17 protein-coding genes and 1 pseudogene are annotated in these 20,372 nt (G+C 43.7%); 17 read left to right on the forward strand and 1 reads right to left on the reverse strand.

All coding sequences use genetic code 11. The annotated features are described in order from the left end of the window. Nucleotides 1–27: 27 nt before the first annotated feature. From AB5706_RS05780 to AB5706_RS05860, 17 genes and pseudogenes are all read left to right on the forward strand, one after another. Complete coding sequence (locus AB5706_RS05780) at nt 28–513, forward strand: deoxycytidylate deaminase (protein ID WP_118581740.1); 486 nt, start codon at nt 28–30, stop codon at nt 511–513. A 16-nt stretch (nt 514–529) separates the two neighbouring features. Beyond that, nucleotides 530–2,686, forward strand: a complete 2,157-nt coding sequence (locus tag AB5706_RS05785) for an LTA synthase family protein (RefSeq protein ID WP_148463162.1) — start codon at nt 530–532, stop codon at nt 2,684–2,686. Nucleotides 2,687–2,697: 11 nt separating this feature from the next. Further along, nucleotides 2,698–4,740, forward strand: coding sequence for an LTA synthase family protein (locus tag AB5706_RS05790; RefSeq protein WP_148463163.1), 2,043 nt, complete (start codon nt 2,698–2,700; stop codon nt 4,738–4,740). 506 nt (nt 4,741–5,246) lie between these two features. Further along, nucleotides 5,247–6,686, forward strand: a complete 1,440-nt coding sequence (proS, locus tag AB5706_RS05795) for a proline--tRNA ligase (RefSeq protein ID WP_148463164.1) — start codon at nt 5,247–5,249, stop codon at nt 6,684–6,686. Nucleotides 6,687–6,820: 134 nt separating this feature from the next. Beyond that, a complete protein-coding gene (locus AB5706_RS05800; protein ID WP_148463165.1) occupies nt 6,821–8,161 on the forward strand; it encodes a CCA tRNA nucleotidyltransferase in 1,341 nt (446 codons plus the stop codon). A 78-nt stretch (nt 8,162–8,239) separates the two neighbouring features. Continuing rightward, on the forward strand, nt 8,240–9,223 hold the full coding sequence (locus AB5706_RS05805) for a CotS family spore coat protein (RefSeq protein ID WP_148463166.1): 984 nt from the start codon (nt 8,240–8,242) through the stop codon (nt 9,221–9,223). A 92-nt stretch (nt 9,224–9,315) separates the two neighbouring features. Continuing rightward, on the forward strand, nt 9,316–9,591 hold the full coding sequence (locus AB5706_RS05810; protein ID WP_117851504.1) for an HU family DNA-binding protein: 276 nt from the start codon (nt 9,316–9,318) through the stop codon (nt 9,589–9,591). Nucleotides 9,592–9,663: 72 nt separating this feature from the next. Then, complete coding sequence (locus tag AB5706_RS05815) at nt 9,664–9,903, forward strand: RNA-binding S4 domain-containing protein (RefSeq protein WP_118581552.1); 240 nt, start codon at nt 9,664–9,666, stop codon at nt 9,901–9,903. A gap of 101 nt (nt 9,904–10,004) precedes the next feature. After that, nucleotides 10,005–10,286: a sporulation protein YabP gene (gene yabP, locus AB5706_RS05820; protein ID WP_118581555.1), complete on the forward strand. Its 282-nt coding sequence runs from the start codon at nt 10,005–10,007 to the stop codon at nt 10,284–10,286. Nucleotides 10,287–10,289: 3 nt separating this feature from the next. Then, on the forward strand, nt 10,290–10,793 hold the full coding sequence (gene yabQ, locus AB5706_RS05825; protein ID WP_118581558.1) for a spore cortex biosynthesis protein YabQ: 504 nt from the start codon (nt 10,290–10,292) through the stop codon (nt 10,791–10,793). Next, nucleotides 10,747–11,061, forward strand: coding sequence for an FtsB family cell division protein (locus tag AB5706_RS05830; protein ID WP_226815895.1), 315 nt, complete (start codon nt 10,747–10,749; stop codon nt 11,059–11,061). Before yabQ ends, AB5706_RS05830 begins: the two co-directional genes overlap by 47 nt. Nucleotides 11,062–11,238: 177 nt before the next feature. Then, nucleotides 11,239–11,301, forward strand: a pseudogene (locus tag AB5706_RS05835) (DUF6783 domain-containing protein); the annotation flags it as partial. Between the two features lie 15 nt (nt 11,302–11,316). Then, the gene (locus AB5706_RS05840) at nt 11,317–12,807 is read left to right on the forward strand and encodes a SpoIIE family protein phosphatase (protein ID WP_173770428.1); all 1,491 of its coding nucleotides are present in this window, start codon (nt 11,317–11,319) and stop codon (nt 12,805–12,807) included. Nucleotides 12,808–12,929: 122 nt separating this feature from the next. After that, nucleotides 12,930–14,465 (forward strand): tRNA lysidine(34) synthetase TilS, encoded by a 1,536-nt coding sequence (gene tilS / locus AB5706_RS05845; RefSeq protein WP_173770427.1) that lies wholly within the window; start codon nt 12,930–12,932, stop codon nt 14,463–14,465. Further along, on the forward strand, nt 14,458–14,985 hold the full coding sequence (gene hpt, locus AB5706_RS05850; RefSeq protein ID WP_173770426.1) for a hypoxanthine phosphoribosyltransferase: 528 nt from the start codon (nt 14,458–14,460) through the stop codon (nt 14,983–14,985). The genes tilS and hpt overlap by 8 nt, the downstream gene beginning before the upstream one ends. A 16-nt stretch (nt 14,986–15,001) precedes the next feature. Continuing rightward, nucleotides 15,002–16,852 carry an ATP-dependent zinc metalloprotease FtsH gene (gene ftsH / locus AB5706_RS05855; protein ID WP_195590822.1) on the forward strand — a complete coding sequence of 617 codons (1,851 nt, stop codon included), beginning with the start codon at nt 15,002–15,004 and terminating at the stop codon, nt 16,850–16,852. Nucleotides 16,853–17,194: 342 nt separating this feature from the next. Continuing rightward, on the forward strand, nt 17,195–19,327 hold the full coding sequence (locus tag AB5706_RS05860) for a glycoside hydrolase family 13 protein (RefSeq protein WP_173770005.1): 2,133 nt from the start codon (nt 17,195–17,197) through the stop codon (nt 19,325–19,327). 415 nt (nt 19,328–19,742) lie between these two features. Here AB5706_RS05860 and tnpA read toward each other — a convergent pair whose 3' ends face one another. Continuing rightward, entirely contained in the window at nt 19,743–20,198 is a 456-nt protein-coding gene (tnpA, locus tag AB5706_RS05865; protein ID WP_117853754.1) for an IS200/IS605 family transposase, read from the reverse strand. Between the last annotated feature and the right edge of the window lie 174 nt (nt 20,199–20,372).

Consider the following 20,372-nt stretch of genomic DNA (forward strand, 5'->3'; position numbering starts at 1 on the left):
ATCGCGCCTGTAAGTGCTGCATCAGATCTGAACCACAAAAGAGAAGGTTACCTTACCTGGGACGAATATTTCATGGGAGTTGCCATGCTTTCCGGCATGCGCTCCAAGGATCCCAATTCACAGGTAGGAGCGTGTATTGTCAGCGATGATAATAAAATTCTTTCCATGGGATATAATGGTTTCCCAAAAGGCTGTTCAGATGATGAATTTCCTTGGGCAAGAGAGGGAGAGCCTCTGGATACCAAATATCTGTATGTGACCCATAGCGAGCTCAATGCGATTTTGAATTACCGTGGAGGAAGCCTTGAGGGAGCGAAAATGTATGTAACTCTTTTTCCATGCAATGAGTGTGCCAAGGCAATCATCCAGGCAGGAATCAAGACTCTGGTCTATGATTGTGACAAATATGCAAGCACTCCGTCAGTCCTTGCTTCCAAGAGAATGCTGGACTCCGCCGGTGTACGCTATTATCAATACAAGAGAACCGGACGCGAGATTTCGCTGACGGTGTAAGTTAAAGAGGTTTGTTGTGAAAAATACGAAAGAAAATACAGATTTGAATATGGGCAGAGCGAAGAATGACAGATGGAAAAAGATACTGGGAATCATTCTGAACATTGCTTTGCTTCTGCTTATAGATGGATTGTTGGTATATACTTTTATTAACGAAGAAAATCGTATATATAAAGGAACAATCATTAAAATATTACTAATTGTTACAGGAAATATCTTGTTTCTTGTTCTTCTGTTCTGGGGAGAGAAAATCTGCAGTGCAATAAAAAATACCACTTTTTTGAGAATAGCAGATGTCATATTGCTGCTGGTAACTCCTGGAATTGTATTTATGCTTGTCCAGATGGTCACCTGGGTGTCAGGATATAAGAATAAAGCAGTGTCAACATTTAAAGGCCTGGTCAAGATGTCGCTACTGATGGAGCAGCCTTATTTGAGACTGAATCTTATTATTTATGCAATATTTTTTATAATACTTATTATTTTATTCAGGAAAATCAATATTGCTTCTTCTGCGTTGTGTTACCTTTTTATAATCCTTGCAATGGTAAACTATTATGTAATGGAATTTCGTGGAGAACCATTCCAGCTTCTTGACATTGTAGGAATGGGAACGGCAGCAGAAGTTGTTGGAGAATATAGCTTCAAAATCAAACTGATGCTTGGAATTCCACTGATCTATGCCCTGGTATTTGGTGAGTTTGTACTGAAATTCCAGAAACTGGAGCTTGGAAAAAAGAGCAGAAAGAATACAGCTGCCCGGTTTGGTGTACTGGCTGTGATCGTGATTACATTATGTTTTACCATAAGACCTATCCTCCAGAAGCTTGACGCTGTTACTTTATGGCAGATTAACCGTATTTATAAAGAACAGGGCTACATTTCCTCTCTTGTTAAGGAAATCAGGTATTTTTATATCGAGCAGCCAGAAGGCTATTCTGTTGGAAAAACCGTAGAACTGGCACAGGAAATTGAAGATGGGGAAAATATTGTTTCAGAGACAGACAAGAGTGAGTCTGAAGAAAGTGTTGATAATACAGCTGCAGATACTTCTGAAACAGTAACACCGAAAAATATTATCCTGATCATGAATGAAAGTCTTACAGATTTTGAAAATGTAGGTGAAATAAAGTCAAATGTAGAAATTTTGCCATACATAAGAAGCCTTAACAAAAATGTAAAACATGGACAGCTTCATGTACCTACATTCGGAGCCGGAACTGCACGCTCTGAATATGAGGCTCTTACAGGAAACAGTATGAGCTTTTTGCCATCCGGAAGTGTTCCTTATCAGCTTTATGTGCGGGATCCGGAGTATGGTCTGGCAGATATCCTGAAATCCCAGGGATATTACACAATTGCCATGCATCCCAACAAGGCTCATAACTGGAACCGGGCCTCTGTTTATCCATGCATGGGATTTGATGAATTTATCAGCCTGGAGAACTGGGGAGAGGAACACAGAGAGCTTCTTCGAAATTATGTAAGTGACAAAGCAACATTTGAAAAGATCATCAGCCTTTATGAAGAGAAGGATGCGGATGAAAAATTATTTACATTCTGTGTAACCATGCAGAATCATGGCGGTTATACAGTAGAAGACAGAGCTGGATTTGAACCTACTGTAAAGCTTGGATATGATACAGAGTATCCTCTGGCTGAAACGTATTTATCGTTGGCAAGAGAGTCTGATTCAGCATTTAAGGAATTGCTGGAGTACTTTGAAAAAGTAGATGAGCCTACCATGATTGTTATGTTTGGGGATCACTGGCCTAAGATTGAAGAAGAATTTATGGCGAAACTTTTAGGCGGCAACAGGCAGAGCCTGGGACTTGTTGAAAGCCAGCAGTCCTATACAACTCCCTATGTGATCTGGACAAATTATCCATCTGAGACAGTAGAGGAAGATTTCAGTGCTAATTATCTGGGAAGCTATATGCTTCAGCTGGCTGGTCTTGAAATGCCAGGCTACAACCAGTTCCTTATGAATCTGAAAGAGCAGCTTCCAATCATCGGAGTTGGTGCTGTTTGCGACAAAGATGGAAACTGGTATGCCAATGATGCGCTTCCGGACGATTACAAAAAACTGATGACGGATTACAATATTCTGGAATATAACAATCAGTTTGAGAAAAAGGATGTAATAGAGAGCTTGTTTACTATTGGCAATTAAGAGGTGCGTTTATGAAAAAACTGTCACAAATGTTTTGCAACCTTTTGTTAATGGCAGTAATTGATGGGCTGCTGATCTATACAGAGCTTGGAACAGCCCATCCTTTTCAAGGAGATACCAAGAAAATATTGCTGATTGCCATTGGTGATCTGATATGGATTTTATTGGTTTTGTGGGGAGACAGACTAAGTGATGCCTGGCATACCTGCAGAATATCAAAAGCAGCGGATGGAATTTTACTGATTCTGTCCGCTCCTGTTATGATAGGGGCAGTGCAGATGATTACCTGGCTTTCCGGAAAAAGAAATAAATCAGTGAATTATCTGGGAAGTCTTCTGAAAAAGGTTACTTCCCTATCTTTTATGAATCTTATAGGGAATCTGATCGTCTGTTATGTTATTCTTGGTATATTGATCCTGCTTTTTCGAAAAATAAAGACAGCTTCAGCTGTATTTTGCTGGCTTCTGATTTTGCTGGCATTGATCAATTTCTTTGTAATGGAATTCAGAGGAGAAGCTTTTTTTCTGTTGGATATCACAGGAATTGGAACTGCTGCAGATGTTGCAGGAGAATATGAGTTTAAAATACCTCTTATGCTTGGCATTCCGTTAACGTATTCTATGGTATTTGCCCAGTTTATCCTGAAATTTCAGAGACTGGAGTTAGGAAAAAAAAGCAGAAAAAATTTGATTGTGCGGTTAGCCTTTTTAGCTGTGTTTGTTGTGGCAATGGCAGTGGGATTTCGGCCTTTGATCATGAAGCAGGAAAATGTTTCATTGTGGAATGTAAACAAGGAATATCAGAATAAAGGACTGGTATATACTTTTGCAAGAGAATTCCGGTTTGTTTTTGTAGAAGAACCGGAGGGATATTCCGTGGATGCGGTAAAGAAAATTGCAGAAAAAACTGAAGGTGATCCGGCTGAAAGGCAGCAGGAGCCAGATGTAATCCCTGAGAATATTATTATGATCATGAATGAAAGTCTTGCGGATTTCGAGAGCATTGGGAGTGTCAGATCAGATGTGGAAATATTGCCGTATATTCACAGTATTGATAAAAATGTAACACATGGAAGTCTGCATATGCCCACTTACGGTGGCGGAACAGCAAGATCTGAGTATGAGGTACTTACCGGAAACAGTATTACGTTTCTTCCTTCTGGCTGTGTTCCTTATGAACTGTATGTCCGGACTCCGGAGTATGGAATGGCAGATATTCTGAAATCTCAGGGATATTATACAATTGCCATGCATCCCAATAACGGACATAACTGGAACCGCGACCAGGTATATCCGCAGATGGGCTTTGATGAGTTTTTGAATCAGGATAACTGGGGCGGAGAATATCAGGATAAACTGAGAGGCTTTGTAAGTGACCAGTCTGTTTTTGACAAGATCATCAGCCTGTATAAAGAAAAAGAAACAAATCAAAAGTTGTTTACTTTCTGCGTAACCATGCAGAACCATGGCGGATATTCCCAGAGCACTCTGAAGGGATACGAACCAGATGTAAAACTGAATTATGAAACAGAATATCCGGAGGCACAGACGTATCTGTCACTTGCCAGAGAGTCGGATAAAGCGTTTCAGAATCTTGTAGAATATTTTGAAAAGGTAGACGAGCCGACCATGATCGTCATGTTTGGAGATCACTGGCCTAAGCTGGAAGAAGGCTTTTTAGCAGAAGTTCTCGGAAAAGACAGGGAGAAGCTGGACCTTTTTGAAAGCCAGGTGACGTATACAACTCCATATGTAATCTGGACAAATTATTCTTCCGAGACTGCAGAAGAGGATATCAGTGCCAATTATCTGGGAAGTTATGTGCTGTTTAAGGCAGGAATTTCCCTTCCGTTTTATAATCAGTTCCTTATGAAACTGAAGAAACAGCTGCCGGTCATTGGTGTTGGTGCAGTGTGTGATCAGGAGGGTAACTGGTATGCTTCTGAGGATCTTCCGGACAATTACAGACAGTTTTTGAGCGATTACAATATCCTGGAATATAACAACCAGTTTGAGAAAAAAGATGTAATAGAGAGCTTGTTTACATTGAAGTAATAAAAAAGTACCCGGACAAAACAGATGCGGTGGATGGTAACTCTGGCTGTTACTGTGAACGGAGTGAACAGTAACCTCTGGCTGTTTTTTGTCTGGGTATTTTCTGTTTCGCTACTTGACATATGGGAAAATTTCGCATAAAATAAACAAGACTTAACGAGCAAATTAAATAAATGAAGTGGCAATGAAGAGAATAGTACATGAGGAGCAATCTCAGAGAGAAATCCAGGCCGACAGGCAATGGTGTGAGGATTTTGTGCGCAAGTCATGGAACCGGCCTCAGAGCTCCGCACAATTGAAGTGCGGCGTCTGTCCTACGTTATCAGGATAATTGAGTGAGCAGTGGAGCAGTCATTTCCAGTGTTAATCAGGGTGGTACCGCCGAAGCCTTTCGGTCCCTTTTGCAGGGATGGAAGGTCTTTTTTTATGTGTTTTTCAAATAATACATGGAATTTACCAGATTTCCCTGGCGTTTAAATATTAGAAAATCAAAAAGGAGAAAAATCATGGCAAAAGAAAAGAAAATGGTAGAAGCTATCACATCCATGGATGTGGATTTTGCACAGTGGTATACCGATGTTGTAAAAAAAGCGGAACTTTGCGGCTATACAAGTGTAAAGGGATGTATGGCAATCAAACCAGCAGGATATGCAATCTGGGAGAATATCCAGAAAGAGCTTGACCGCAGATTCAAAGAGACAGGCGTAGAGAATGTATACATGCCAATGTTCATTCCGGAATCCCTTCTGGACAAAGAGAAGGATCACGTAGAGGGATTTGCACCGGAAGTTGCATGGGTAACACACGGCGGACTTGATCCTCTTCAGGAGCGCCTTTGCGTACGTCCTACATCCGAGACTCTGTTCTGTGATTTCTATCAGAAAGAGATTCAGTCCCACAGAGATCTTCCGAAAGTATATAATCAGTGGTGCTCAGTAGTTCGCTGGGAGAAAACAACCCGTCCGTTCCTTCGTTCCCGTGAGTTCTTATGGCAGGAAGGACATACTGCCCACGCTACAGCTGAGGAAGCAAAAGAACGTACCATCCAGATGCTGAACCTGTATGCAGACTTCTGCGAGGAAGTACTTGCAATCCCGGTTATTAAAGGTCAGAAGACAGAGAAAGAGAAATTTGCGGGTGCAGAGGCTACTTACACAATCGAGTCTCTGATGCATGATGGAAAAGCACTTCAGTCTGGAACCAGCCATAACTTTGGTGATGGATTTGCAAGAGCATTCGGCATCCAGTACACAGATAAAAACAACCAGCTTCAGTATGTACACCAGACATCCTGGGGAATGACAACTCGTATGATCGGTGCTCTGATCATGGTTCATGGAGACAACAGCGGACTTGTTCTTCCACCAAGAATTGCTCCGGTCCAGGCTGTTGTAATCCCGATCCAGCAGAGAAAAGAGGGCGTTCTGGAGAAAACAGAGGAGCTGACACAGATTCTGAAAGCAGCTGGAATCCGTGTAAAAGCAGACGTTACAGACAAGAGCCCGGGATTCAAATTCGCAGAGCAGGAAATGCGTGGTATTCCGGTAAGAATTGAGTGCGGTCCGAAGGATATCGAGAGCGGACAGGCTGTTATCTGCCGAAGAGATACCAGAGAGAAATATATTGTGAAGTTCGAAGAACTTGCTGCTAAGGTTCAGGAAGTTCTGGACACCATGCAGAAGGAAATGCTGGAGCGTGCAAGAGCCCACAGAGATGCTCACACCTATGTAGCAACAAATTACGAAGAATTCAAGGAGACCATCAACACAAAACCTGGTTTTGTAAAAGCTATGTGGTGCGGCAACCGTGAGTGCGAAGATAAGATCAAAGAAGACGTTCAGGCAACATCCAGATGTATGCCGTTTGAGCAGGAACATTTAAGCGATGTCTGTGTATGCTGTGGAAAACCTGCCAAGAAAATGGTATACTGGGGACGTGCTTATTAATAACAAAAGGGATTGCTGTTTATTTTGCAATCAGTAGTCAAAAAGGGGCAAAATTATTTTGCCCCGCTTTGTTTTTCAAGGCAGAGAAGTGTATGAGGAGAAGTTTTGTTTTAAATCAGAGGCAGGTGATAAAGATGGTATTTGAAATTCCACAAAAAGTTGAAATAATTATAAATATTCTGGAAAAAGCTGGTTATGAGGCCTATGCAGTAGGCGGCTGTGTCCGCGATGCCCTTCTGGGAAGAACTCCAAATGACTGGGATATCACAACCTCAGCCAAGCCGGAGCAGGTCAAAGCCCTGTTTCACAGAACCGTAGATACAGGAATCGCTCACGGAACCGTAACAGTGCTGCTTGAAAAAGAGGGATTCGAGGTTACCACCTACCGGGTGGATGGCGAGTATGAAGATGGCCGTCACCCGAAAGAAGTAACCTTTACGGCCTGCCTGGAGGAAGATTTGAAGCGTCGGGACTTTACCATCAACGCCATGGCCTACAATCCAAGGAAAGGGCTGGTGGACCTTTTTGAAGGGCAGAAAGACCTGGAAAACAAGGTGATCCGCTGTGTTGGTGATCCTCTGGAACGTTTTACAGAAGACGCTCTTCGCATTATGCGTGCTGTACGTTTTTCTGCGCAGCTTGGCTTTTCCCTGGAAGAAGAGACCCGAAAAGCTCTTTCTGTGCTTGCACCAAATTTAAAACATGTAAGCGCAGAGCGGATCCAGGTGGAACTTGTAAAACTTCTGGTGTCCCCTCATCCAGATTATCTGCGGATTGCCTATGAAGCGGGAGTTACCAGGGAATTTCTGCCGGAATTTGACCGCTGTATGGAGACACCTCAGAACACTCCACACCACTGCTATAATGTGGGAGAACATATTCTCCACAGCCTTTTGTATGTGAGGGAGGATAAGGTGCTAAGGCTGACCATGCTCCTTCACGACATTGCCAAACCTGTTGTACGAAAAACAGACGAAAATGGCAGGGATCATTTCAAAACACATGCTTCTGTGGGAGAAAAAATGTCCAAGGAAATTTTGCGCCGTCTGAAGTTTGACAATGACACCATTTCCAGAGTGAGCCGTCTGATCCGCTGGCATGATCTGCGCCCGACTCCGGCACCGGCTGAGGTGCGGAAAGCCATCAATGTAGTTGGGGAAGACCTTTTTCCCATGTGGATGGAAGTCCAGTATGCGGATAACAAAGCGAAAAGTGATTACCGTGGGGAAGAAAAAGCTGCCCGTCAGGCCGGAGTTCGAATGACCTGGGAAGAAATTATGGAAAAAGGCGAATGTGTTTCCATGAAAGGTCTTGCAATTACTGGCAGTGACCTGATCGCAGCCGGAATGAAGCCTGGAAAAGAAATGGGAAGTGTGCTTCATGAGCTTTTGGATGCTGTTCTGGAGAATCCGGAACTGAACAAGAAAGAAGCACTTCTTTCCCTTGCTTTTGCAGCCGATAAAAAACTTCTTTAGAATAACATATCCCTCCCACTCATAAGATAGAAGGTATCTGAAGACATTTGGCATATGTGAGTGACGGGGGGATTTTTATTGTATGATTATGGTCTTAGCACCCTGACCCAGTATGGAATTGAAGTGAAATCTTCGTCCAGGACCCGGGGAGCATTGGTATGTCGTACAGAACAGGGAATTCTGCTCCTCAGAGAGTTTCACGGCTCCGAAAAAAAACTGCTTTTTCAGCAGGAAGTGTTAAAAAAACTTTCCCAGGAAGGCTGTCTGGTTGATACTTTTATTGAAAATCAGGAAGGCTCTTTGGTTACCAGAGATAAGGATAATATTCCCTATACCCTTCAGAACTGGTATGAAGGCAGAGAGTGTGACACCAAGTCCAGGGAAGATATTATAAGAAGTGTGCAGATTCTGGCAAGGGTACATAAATTTATGAATATGCCTGTGGAAAAAGCCTACATGGCGCGTTCCCTTGCAGATGAGTATGCAAGGCATAATCAGGAAATCCGCAAGATCCGTAAATTTATCCGCCAGAAAGGTGCCAGTGCCAGATTTGAAAAGGAATTTCTGGGCAGTGTACAGTGGTTTCTGGAAAAAGGGGAAAAAGCACTGGAAATGCTTGTAAAGTCGGACTATGAAAAACTAAGGGACAAGGCGGGCGAAGAGGGGCTTCTATGTCATGGCGAATATAACCAGCACAATGTTCTTCTTTGTAAAAATCAGGCTGCTGTGACAAATTTTGGTCACTTCAGCTTTGATGTGCAGATCAGCGACTTGTATTGTTTTATGCGAAAAATCCTGGAAAAATATAACTGGGATGTATTTCTGGCCAGACGGATGCTGGAGCAATATGACAAAATACGTCCTATTTCTTCGGAAGAATGGGAAAACCTGCAAATCCGTTTCACATATCCGGAAAAATACTGGAAACTGGCAAATTACTACTTTTCTCACAACAAAGCATGGATTTCCGGCAAGAATACAGAAAAGCTGGAAAAGGTAATTGCCCAGAAGAAAATATGGGGGGATTTCCCTGAAAACTGCTTTGGAAAATCCCCTTTCTAGCGCAGAAAATCCCCTTTCTAGCGCAAAAACCTTGACAATACAGGGTAAAAGGTATATATATAGATAGAAGAATCTTTAGAGGAGGAAACACCATGAATAAGACTGAATTAGTAGCAGCTATGGCGAAAGAAACCAATCTGTCCAAGAAGGACGTTGAAGCTGTTTTAAAATCATTCATCGACGTTGTATCAGAAGAACTGAAAAAAGGTGAGAAAGTTCAGTTAGTTGGCTTTGGTACATTTGAAGTCAGCGAGAGAGCTGCCAGAGAGGGAAGAAATCCTCAGACTGGTGAGACCATGAAGATCGAAGCTTCCAAGGCTCCGAAATTTAAAGCTGGTAAAGCTTTAAAAGATATGGTAAACGCATAATCGCGTAAGCTTTTACAGGAGGAACTTTATAGTTCCTCCTTTTTTAAACACGCTCTGATATAGGAGAGTATTATGAGATTAGATAAATTTTTGAAAGTATCCCGCCTTATTAAGAGAAGAACTGTGGCAAATGAGGCATGTGATGCAGGAAGAGTGCTTGTAAATGATAAGCCGGCCAAGGCTTCTGCCCAGGTGAAGACAGGAGATACTATTGAGATTCAGTTTGGAAGCCGCAATGTGAAGGTGGAAGTGCTGGATGTGAAAGAGACTGTGAAGAAGGAAGAAGTTGAGAATCTGTACAGGTATGTTTAAGAGTTCTGTGAACGAAGGAAACAGTATTACTTAAGCAGGTTCTAATTTTAAAGAAAATTTCATAGATTATCTGTGAACCCACATATTTGGGAGAGAGGGATTTGGAAGAAAAGGTTGTGAACATTTCCCATAAGCTGATACTGGATAACAGGAAAGAAGCATCTGTCACAGGTGTGAAGGATGTGATTTCTTTTGATGAAAAGGAAATCCTTCTTCAGACTGCTGACGGGAAGCTGCAGATTCGCGGCAGCGGGCTTCATGTAAAAGGACTAAACCTGGAAAAAGGAGAAGCTGCTCTTGCCGGACATGTGGATTCTCTTGTCTATTTGTCTAAAGATTCCCCACGAAAAGAAGAACCATTATTTACAAGGCTGTTCCGTTAAGCTATGAGCATATATATCTACAATGAGATCTGGCTTTTCGTCCGGGCTTTTGCAGGGGGTGCGGTGCTGATCCTTTGCTACAGCCTGCTTCAGGAAATAAGAAGGCTCATTTTCTGCAGTCCGGCAGCAGGAGGGATTTTGGACCTTCTTTATTGGGTGTGCGCAGGACTTCTGGTATTTGCAGGAATTTACCGGATCAACCAGGGAATCCTGCGTAGTTTTCTGTTTTTGGGAATTATATCAGGGGCATTTCTTACATATCTGACAATAAAACCTTTATTTGAAAAAATTTGTTATATAATCCTGGAGGTTCCTGTCAGATTCGTAAAAAAAACTTCAAAAAAATATATAAATTGGTTGCTATTTTTTTGTAAACGTTGTAAAATTTTAGTTAAGCAATCTGCAAATCAGTACAAAAATAGTACCAGAAATCGTTTGCAGATGAGAAGAGGCAGGAAGTTTGGGAAAATCAGGGAAAAAACGAAGAAAAAAGACAATAGGGTATAATCATCTCGGGATGTTCGGTATTTCTCTGATCGTTCTGATTCTGATTCTGACGCTTATGGCACAGAGCCGGGACCTTAAGGAATCTCTTGCCGGCTATGAGACCAGGGCAGAGGCATTAAGCCAGCAGATTGAGGAAGAGCAGGCGCGCACTCAGGAGATTGAAGATCTGAAGCAGTATATGCTCACGGATGAGTACGCAGAGCAGGCCGCCAGAGAGAAGCTGGGTCTTGTGAAGGAGAATGAGATTATTTTTCAGGAGGAGAAGTAAGGTTCTGGGAAAAACGAAGTTTGGAAGTTTCTGACGATATATTTTTCAATATGGTCGTCTTTGTTTGACATATATTTTCATACCTGTCCCCTATAATAGGCATAAGGTGCTGCCGAAGATGATGTGAATGCAGCATTCCTTTGCAAAAACAAGGGCAGCAGTTAAAGACTACATGAACAGTGGGGCGTGCAGCTTGCAGGAATGCTTTTTCAAACAGGCTCTGGCACTGTAAGGCTGTAAAGGGGAGGGGAGAATATGCAGGAATGGATAATTGCCATGCTCGTGATCAGTGTGCTGCTGGTGCTGCGGGACATGGCAAAAGTTTTTTTCAGGGGAAGAAGTTTCCTTAAGGCAGAGCAGCCGGCCGAAGAGAAAAATCCCCAGAAGGAGAAGGTGGAGCGGTATGCTGCTTCTTTTCGGAAGCTTGCAGACAGCTTTTATGGATTACCCTACCGAAAAGACTATTTAAGCAACGGCCAGGTGGATGGAATCATAAGGGAGACCTGTGATGAGATATGCAGCCACTGTTATCAGCGGGAAATCTGCTGGGGCACCCAGTCGCAGGAAATGTACAGAGGAAGCGAGCGGATGATTCGTTCCATGGAGGAGGGAAATCAGGAGAAAATACAGGAGACAAAAAGCGACTGGATGAGTGTATGCAGTCGTTTTTCCCAGTATTATGAGACACTTGGTAACTCTTATATGAGGGAGCGGCAGAAGCTGATATGGGACAACCGGATGATCGAAAGCCGCCTTGCCGTGGCACAGCAACTCCAGGAGATGTCCAGAATCATGGATATGGTGGCAGAAGACCTGTACGACATTTCCATTGCGGATCCCCAGCTTATGACGGAATTGCAGAAGATTCTCAGGAAGCGCCACATTGTGGTGAAGCAGGTCTGGGTGATGGATAAGGTGGAAGGAAGACGTGAGATTTTTCTTACCATGCGTGCCAGAAGCGGGCAGTGCATTTCTGTTAATGAGGTGGCACAGCTTTTGTCCCAGGAGTTCGGAACTCCCATGGCGGCAGCAGGAGGGGGAAGAAGAATTGTAAATGGAGAATACCATACGGTTCATTTTATGGAGGATGTAAGCTATCAGGTACTTTACGGAGTGGCAAAGCTGACCAAGGAAATGGAGAAGGTTTCCGGAGACAATTATATTTGCAGACAGGAAGAGGCAGGCCGTTTTGTAATGTGTCTTTCTGATGGAATGGGCTCCGGGGTGGAGGCATGCCGGGAAAGCGAGGAAGTGGTAGAACTTCTGGAACAATTTCTGGAATCCGGTTTTACCCAGGAGACGGCGGCGAAAATGGTGAACTCTGCTCTTGTGATGAAGGGACAGGAAGGGATTTTTTCAACAGTGGACATCTGCGCAGTGGATTTATATACGGGAATCTGTAACTTCCTGAAAGCGGGGGCTTCCGCCACTTTTATCAAAAGGGATCACTGGGTGGAGGCCATTTCTTCAGAGAGTCTGGCGGCAGGGCTGATACAGCAGGTGGATTTTGAAACATCTTCAAGGAAGCTGTATCACGGGGATTATCTGATCATGATGACAGATGGCGTCTTGGATGCGCTGCCTGCCATGCGGGAGGAGGAGACCATGAAAGAAATCATTATGGATATCCATGAAGAGACTCCCAAGGAGATGAGCCGGGGGATTCTGGAGCGGGTGCTGGGATACAGCGATTACTGCGCCAGGGATGATATGACGGTTCTTGTAGCTGGAATGTGGAAGAAATAGAAGCATTAGTTTTTGAGCAAAAAACAGATATGGAATCATATGAGCATATGAAATATATTTGAAAGAAGTAATATTGTTACGGTTCACGAAAGAATCAGTAACGTATCAGAGGCAGAGCTAGTATGTATCAGAAAGTGAAAGCATATATGAAAGAACATGGCATGGTAGTGGATGGGGATGTGGTCCTTGCCGGAGTTTCCGGAGGAGGAGACTCCATGGCTATGCTGGAAATGTTAAAAAGATATCAGGCTGAAGCAACTTTTTCGCTGTGTGCGGTACATGTGCATCATGGAATCCGCGGCGAGGAAGCTGACCGGGATGAAAGAGTAGTAAGAGAGACCTGCGAAAAATGGACGATTCCTTTTTTATCCTATCATTACCCGGTACCGGAGCTTGCAAAGAAATGGAAAATGGGACTGGAAGAGACAGGAAGAAAAGTCAGACAGGATGCGTTTTCCAGGGCAGAAGCTGATTATTTTGGAAAATCAGAAACGGCTGACCTCCAGGGTGGGGGAAGAGTCTCTGCCGCCAGAGAAGGAAAATTACGGATCCGTATTGCTCTGGCCCACAATGAAAATGATGTGGCGGAAACTTTGCTCCACAATCTTTGCAGAGGAACGGGGCTGAAAGGTCTGGCTTCTATTTTGCCGGTGCGGGATGAAATTATTCGGCCCATTTTGTGTTTAAATAAACAGGAAATTGTCAATTATTTAATAAAAGAACAGATTCCCTATGTAACAGACAGTACCAATCTTACAGATGATTATACAAGAAATAAGATCAGACATCAGATATTGCCTATTCTGGAAGAACAGGTGAATGCTTCTGCTGTCCGCCATATGGCGGAGACGGCCAGTCTTGTTAGTCAGGCAGAGGAGTATTTGTCCCGTCAGGGAGAACGCCTTGTGAAAAAGTATGGGGAAAACAGGGAGCGGGGAATTTTCCTGTCAGAAGCATTCTGGCGGGATGAGCCTGCCATAGCTTCTTACGGAGTGCTTCAGGTTTTTGAAGAGCTGGCTGGGAAACGTAAGGATTTTACAGCTGCTCATGTAAAAAGTGTGGAGAGCCTTCTGAAGCTTCAGGTGGGACGACGGATCAATCTGCCTTATGATCTGGCGGCGCTTCGAACTTATGGAGGAATTTTGCTTGGAGAAAGACAATTACTGGGAATATCAGATAGAAATCTGAGTTCAAAAGAGTACGATCCAGTGAAAGTTGAAAAAAATCAGGAGAGGAATGCACTGCAAAAAAGTGTCCAGTTGAGTAAAAAGGAGCTGAAAACTGCTTGTGAACAGGTACTTTTTACAGATAATGTTTTTTATCTGAAAATATTTTCTAATGAAGGCCAGAAGATTGAAGAAAAAAAGTATACGAAATGGCTGGATTATGATAAAATAAAACAGGAACTGTCCATCCGGACCAGACAGCCGGGAGATTTTCTCATTGTAGATGACAAAGGGAGCAGCAAGAAGCTGAACCGTTATTTTATAGATGAGAAGATCCCATCAGAGGAAAGAGACAGCATCTTGCTTCTATGTACCGGCTCTGAGGTTTTGTGGGTGGTGGGAGGCAGAATAAATGAGAATTATAAAATAGCTCCCAGAACCAGGAGAATATTGGAAATACAATACCAAGGAGGAAAAGATAATCATGAGTGAAAAAATCAGAGTTTTACTGGATGAGGAGACTGTGGAGAAGCGTATCTGCGAAGTAGCAGCCCGAATCAGCGAAGAGTACAAGGGAAAAGAAATCCACATGATCTGCGTCCTTAAGGGCGGAGTATTTTTCATGTGTGAGCTTGCCAAGAGAATCACAGTGCCGGTAACTCTTGATTTCATGTCTGTTTCCAGTTATGGAGATGACACCAAATCAAGCGGAGTTGTAAAGATCGTCAAGGATCTGGATCAGCCTCTTGAAGATAAAGAAGTTCTTGTTGTGGAGGATATTATTGATTCCGGAAGAACCTTAAGCTATCTGCTGGACGTTCTGAAGAGACGTAATCCAAACAGCGTGAGACTTTGCACCTTGTTGGACAAACCGGACCGCAGAGTGGTAAAAGGGGTTGATGTGGATTATTGCTGCTTCAATATTCCAGATGAGTTTGTTGTGGGCTATGGTCTTGACTATGCCCAGAAATACAGAAATCTGCCATACATCGGAGTGGTAGAGTTCGAATGAAAGGAGAATTATACAAGTGAATAAGCAGTCAGGCAGAATTGGCTTGTATCTTGTCCTGATCGTAGCTTTGATCGCAGGTTACCTGTATCTGAACAATCAGGTAGCTGTCCAGAGTGATTATACTTATGGACAGCTGGAGCAGGCAGTGACAGACGGAAAGGTGACCAGTGCCACGATCCATCAGAACAGTGAGGTTCCAACAGGTTCTGTGATCGTGAATGTAAGCGGCGAGGGACAGAAGCGTATTTATGTGGCAGATGTAAATGAGGCAGAGCAGCTTCTTCGAGAGAGCGGGCTTGATCCTACTGTTGAGGATGTGCCGAAGCAGAGTGTATTTATGAACTCTGTTTTCCCGGTACTTCTTACCTGTGGTCTTATCATCTTCCTCATGCTGATGATGAACCGTCAGATGTCAGGTGGGGGTGGTGGAACCAATGCCAAGATGATGAATTTCGGCAAAAGCAGGGCAAGAATGTCCATGCCGGATGATAAGAAAGTGACTTTCCAGAACGTAGCGGGCCTGGAGGAAGAGAAGGAGGAGCTGAAGGAGGTTGTAGATTTCCTGAAGGATCCCCAGAAGTATACCAAGGTGGGAGCCAGAATCCCGAAAGGAGTTATCCTTGTAGGACCTCCAGGAACTGGTAAGACGCTTCTGGCCAAGGCTGTTGCCGGGGAAGCGGGAGTTCCGTTTTTCTCCATTTCCGGTTCTGATTTTGTGGAAATGTTTGTTGGTGTAGGTGCTTCCCGTGTAAGAGATCTTTTCGAAGAGGGCAAGCGTCACGCACCTTGTATCATCTTTATTGATGAGATCGATGCTGTTGCAAGACAGCGTGGAACCGGCATGGGAGGCGGTCATGATGAAAGGGAACAGACTCTGAACCAGCTTCTTGTAGAGATGGATGGATTCGGGGTAAATGAAGGCATTATCGTAATGGCCGCTACCAACCGTGTGGATATTCTGGATCCTGCAATTCTTCGTCCGGGACGTTTTGACCGCAAGGTTGGCGTAGGTCGTCCGGATATTAAAGGAAGGGAAGAGATCCTCCATGTCCATGCCAAGGATAAACCTCTTGGCGAGGATGTAGACCTGAAACAGATCGCTCAGACTACAGCTGGATTTACAGGTGCAGATCTTGAGAACCTGATGAATGAGGCGGCTATTGCTGCAGCCAGAAAAGGTCATGTATTTATTCGCCAGAAAGATATTAAGAATGCCTTTATCAAGGTTGGCATCGGTGCAGAGAAAAAGAGCAAGGTGATCTCCGAGAAGGAGAAAAGGATCACCGCTTATCATGAGGCAGGCCATGCAATCTTGTTCCATGTGCTGCCGGATATGGAGCCTGTTTACACCATTTCCATTATCCCTACCGGAATGGGAGCAGCCGGCTATACCATGCCTCTTCCAGAGAATGACGAAATATTTAATACTAAGGGTAAAATGCTCCAGGATATTACCACACTTCTTGGAGGACGTGTGGCAGAGGAGCTGATTTTCGGCGATATTACAACTGGTGCATCCAACGATATCAAGCGGGCTACCAGCGAAGCAAGAGCTATGGTGACCAAGTATGGTATGTCCGATAAGATTGGACTGATCTCCTATGGAGATGATGACGATGAGGTATTTATTGGACGAGATCTGGCGCACACCCGCGGTTACAGCGAGGATGTTGCCAAGGCAATTGACAGTGAGATTCACAGTATCATTGAGGAGTGTCATGACAATGCGAAGAAGATTATTTCTGAGCATATGGAGGTTCTTCATGGCTGTGCCAAGCTCCTTCTCGAGAAGGAAAAAGTTCATCGGGATGAATTTGAAGCACTTTTTACAATGGAAAAATCGGGTGAATCAAATGAAAGTATATAACATGCACAAAAAACAATAGTGATTTTTGTGAAGTTTGTGCACACTTTTTGGTGGACACATGGTACTATATACATCGTAAAAACCCCCCAATACATTATATAGTTTTTGCTACACCCCATAAGAAGAAATACCTTCTCCAAAAAAGACAGCTTTTACCGGCTGTCTTTTTTACGTTAAATGAATAAGGTATTTTAGAGCGTGTTTGAAATGTGGTGGGAGTTCTTTGGTGAAAACGTCGGTAAGCTGGGCGGAAATTTGGAGAATAAGCCGAATTTTAACAGTTGTGGGAAGAAATGTTTTCAGTTAAAATATAGGGTGTAATTTTTTTGAAAGAGGGATGTTATGGATCGTAATAATGCAGATGTAATGAAAAAAATGCAATATATATTGAATATGAGACCGGTTTTGAATACAGAGGCATTGTTCAGCGATGGTTCTGATTATTACCGTTGTCCGTCAAATCCCAAAGCAGGAGACAAGGTCCGTATCCGCTTCCGCACCAAGCGGAACAACGTAGATATGGTTTATTTAGTATACGATGGCAAGCGTCAACAGATGGAGCGTGTGGCCAAATCCAATGGATTTGATTATTATGAGACTTCTATTATTATGGGAGAGGAGATTGTCCGTTACCATTTTGAGATCACATACGGATGGGTGACCTGTTATTATAATTATCAGGGTGTTTCCATGAACCCGGAGGAGCGTCTGGAGTTTGAGATTTATCCGGATTATGATACACCCCAGTGGGCGAAGGGTGCTGTTATGTACCAGATTTTTGTGGATCGCTTCTGCAATGGGGATCCGACGAATGATGTGGAGGATCGTGAATATTTTTATATTGGCGATATGACTTCCAGGGTAAGAGACTGGGGAAAAGTTCCGGCAGTAATGGGGGTGCGGGAGTTTTATGGCGGTGACCTGCAGGGAATTATGGATAAACTGGATTATCTGCAGGATCTGGGAGTGGATGTTATTTATCTGAACCCGATTTTTGTTTCTCCAAGTAATCACAAGTACGATATTCAGGATTATGAGTATGTGGATCCCCATTACGGCAAGATCGTGGAGGATATGGATGATGGCCTTCTGAATGAGGGGGACCGCGAGAATGCCCATGCCCGGAAATTTATTAAGCGTGTGACCGATAAGCGGAATCTGGAGGCAAGTAATGAACTGTTTGCAAAGCTTGTGGAGGAAATCCATAAGAGAGGCATGAAAGTAATCCTGGATGGAGTGTTTAACCATTGTGGATCTTTTAACAAATGGATGGACAGAGAGCGGATCTATGAGAACCAGGAGGGATATCCAAAGGGAGCGTATATTTCTGCAGACAGTCCATATAGGTATTACTTTAATTTCTATGACGAGAACCGCTGGCCGTACAATCCTACCTATGATGGATGGTGGACTCATGATACTTTGCCGAAGCTGAATTATGAAGCCTCCAGGGATCTGTATGATAAGATTCTGGAGATTGGTAAGAAGTGGGTTTCTGCGCCTTATAATGTAGATGGATGGAGATTGGATGTGGCGGCAGATCTTGGGCACAGCAACGAATTTAACCATCAGTTCTGGAAGGATTTCCGGAAAGCTGTAAAGGAGGCAAATCCCAATGCGATCATTCTGGCAGAGCATTACGGAAATCCGGAGAGCTGGCTGCAAGGGGATGAGTGGGATACGGTTATGAACTACGATGCCTTTATGGAACCTCTGACCTGGTTCCTGACGGGCATGGAGAAGCACAGTGATGAGTGCAGGGATGATCTTTATGGAAACAGTGATGCCTTTATTGGGGCTATGAAGACTCATATGAGGGCACTTCATATGTCTGCACTTTATACGTCCATGAATGAGCTGTCCAATCATGATCATTCCAGATTTCTCACCAGAACAAACCGCCGTGTGGGAAGGATTTCCTATGCCGGTGCGGAAGCTGCTTCCCAGAACATCAATCCTGCAGTGATGCGTGAAGGTGTTGTGGTGCAGATGACCTGGCCGGGAGCACCAACTGTTTATTATGGTGATGAGGCAGGTGTCTGTGGCTTTACAGATCCGGATAACAGAAGAACTTATCCATGGGGACATGAGGATCAGATGATGATTGCGTTCCACAGAGATATGATTAAGATCCATAAGGAATATGATTTCTTAAGTAATGGTTCCCTTGTGTTCCTCTGGAATGATTATCAGGGACTTTGCTTCGGAAGATTTTCCCATGATGAAAGAATGATCGTGATTCTGAATAACCGGAATGAGGATCGGGAGGTTGAGATTGAGGTCTGGAAGACGGGAATCAGCAGATTGAAGGATTCTGTATTGAAGCGGATCATGCTGTCTTACCGTGATGGATATACCACGGAGGAATATGAATATACAGCTAAGGTAGGTGTGATCAGGGTGCCGATGCCAGCGTTTGGGGCGATGGTGTTGTATCATAAGTGTGAGAATCCGACTATATTTGTGGAAGATTAAGGGACGCCGCGAGGAGGGACCTATGGGCTGACGGCCAGAGCTGCGGTTCCGGGATTTTCCATATACGCTTATTTGCAGGAGGTGGAGCAAACTCGGCCACGGGGTGGCCTCAGACAGTGCTCCACCTCCTGCGCATATATGAAAAATCCCTGGAATCCTCGCAATGGCCGCCAGCCCATAGGCCCCTCCTCGCGGCTGAGTATTCCAGGCGGAAAAAGAAAGTTTGGTATCAGGGCGCTTCGCTGCTGATACAGAGAAGAGGGAGTCGCCCCCACCCGTGAAACGGGTGGCTCGTAGGACGGCTATAAGCCTTTAATGCTAGGCCAGCGTCTCAAGGCGCTGGCTTTCGCTTTGCTCCAGCCACATTGCTCTTGACTCGTCGCCGCCCTTAAAAGGGCATTTGTACTACTTCGCCTTAACCCTTAAAAGGGTCCTCATATTCTTTTACGCTGAGTTTATCCTGCATGATATCATATTTTTCCTGCTCTTGGATATACTTGCGTACTGTGGCGTCATTTACTCCTACTGTACTAACATAGAATCCTTCACTCCAAAAATGTCTGTTTCCAAATTTGTACTTTAAATTTGCGTGTCTATCAAATATCATAAGTGCTGACTTTCCTTTTAAATATCCCATAAAACTAGATACGCTATATTTTGGTGGTATGCTGACCAACATATGAATATGGTCGGGCATAAGATGCCCTTCGATTATTTCTACTCCTTTATAAGAGCATAACTGTTTTATAATGTCACGAATATCAGCTTTGTATTGATTGTAAATTATTTTTCGTCTATACTTTGGAGTGAAGACAATGTGATATTTACACATCCATTTTGTGTGTGATAAATCATTCGTTTTCTTTGCCATAAAATCACCTTTCCTTTCGTAAATAGTGGCTGGACACCTCTATTATAGTACGGAAAGGTGATTTTTGCGTATAACAATGGTCACCACCCGCGAAGCACAACATCATAAACTTAAGAAAAAAATGGAAAGGAATCTGTTCGCAGGTTCCTTTCATTGTGTTAAAATATAGGCAGG

It is taken from the genome of Ruminococcus sp. RTP21484sp1_RTP21277st1_D2_RTP21277_210401, assembly GCF_040924225.1.
Classification (GTDB): Bacteria; Bacillota; Clostridia; order Lachnospirales; family Lachnospiraceae; genus Blautia_A; species Blautia_A faecis.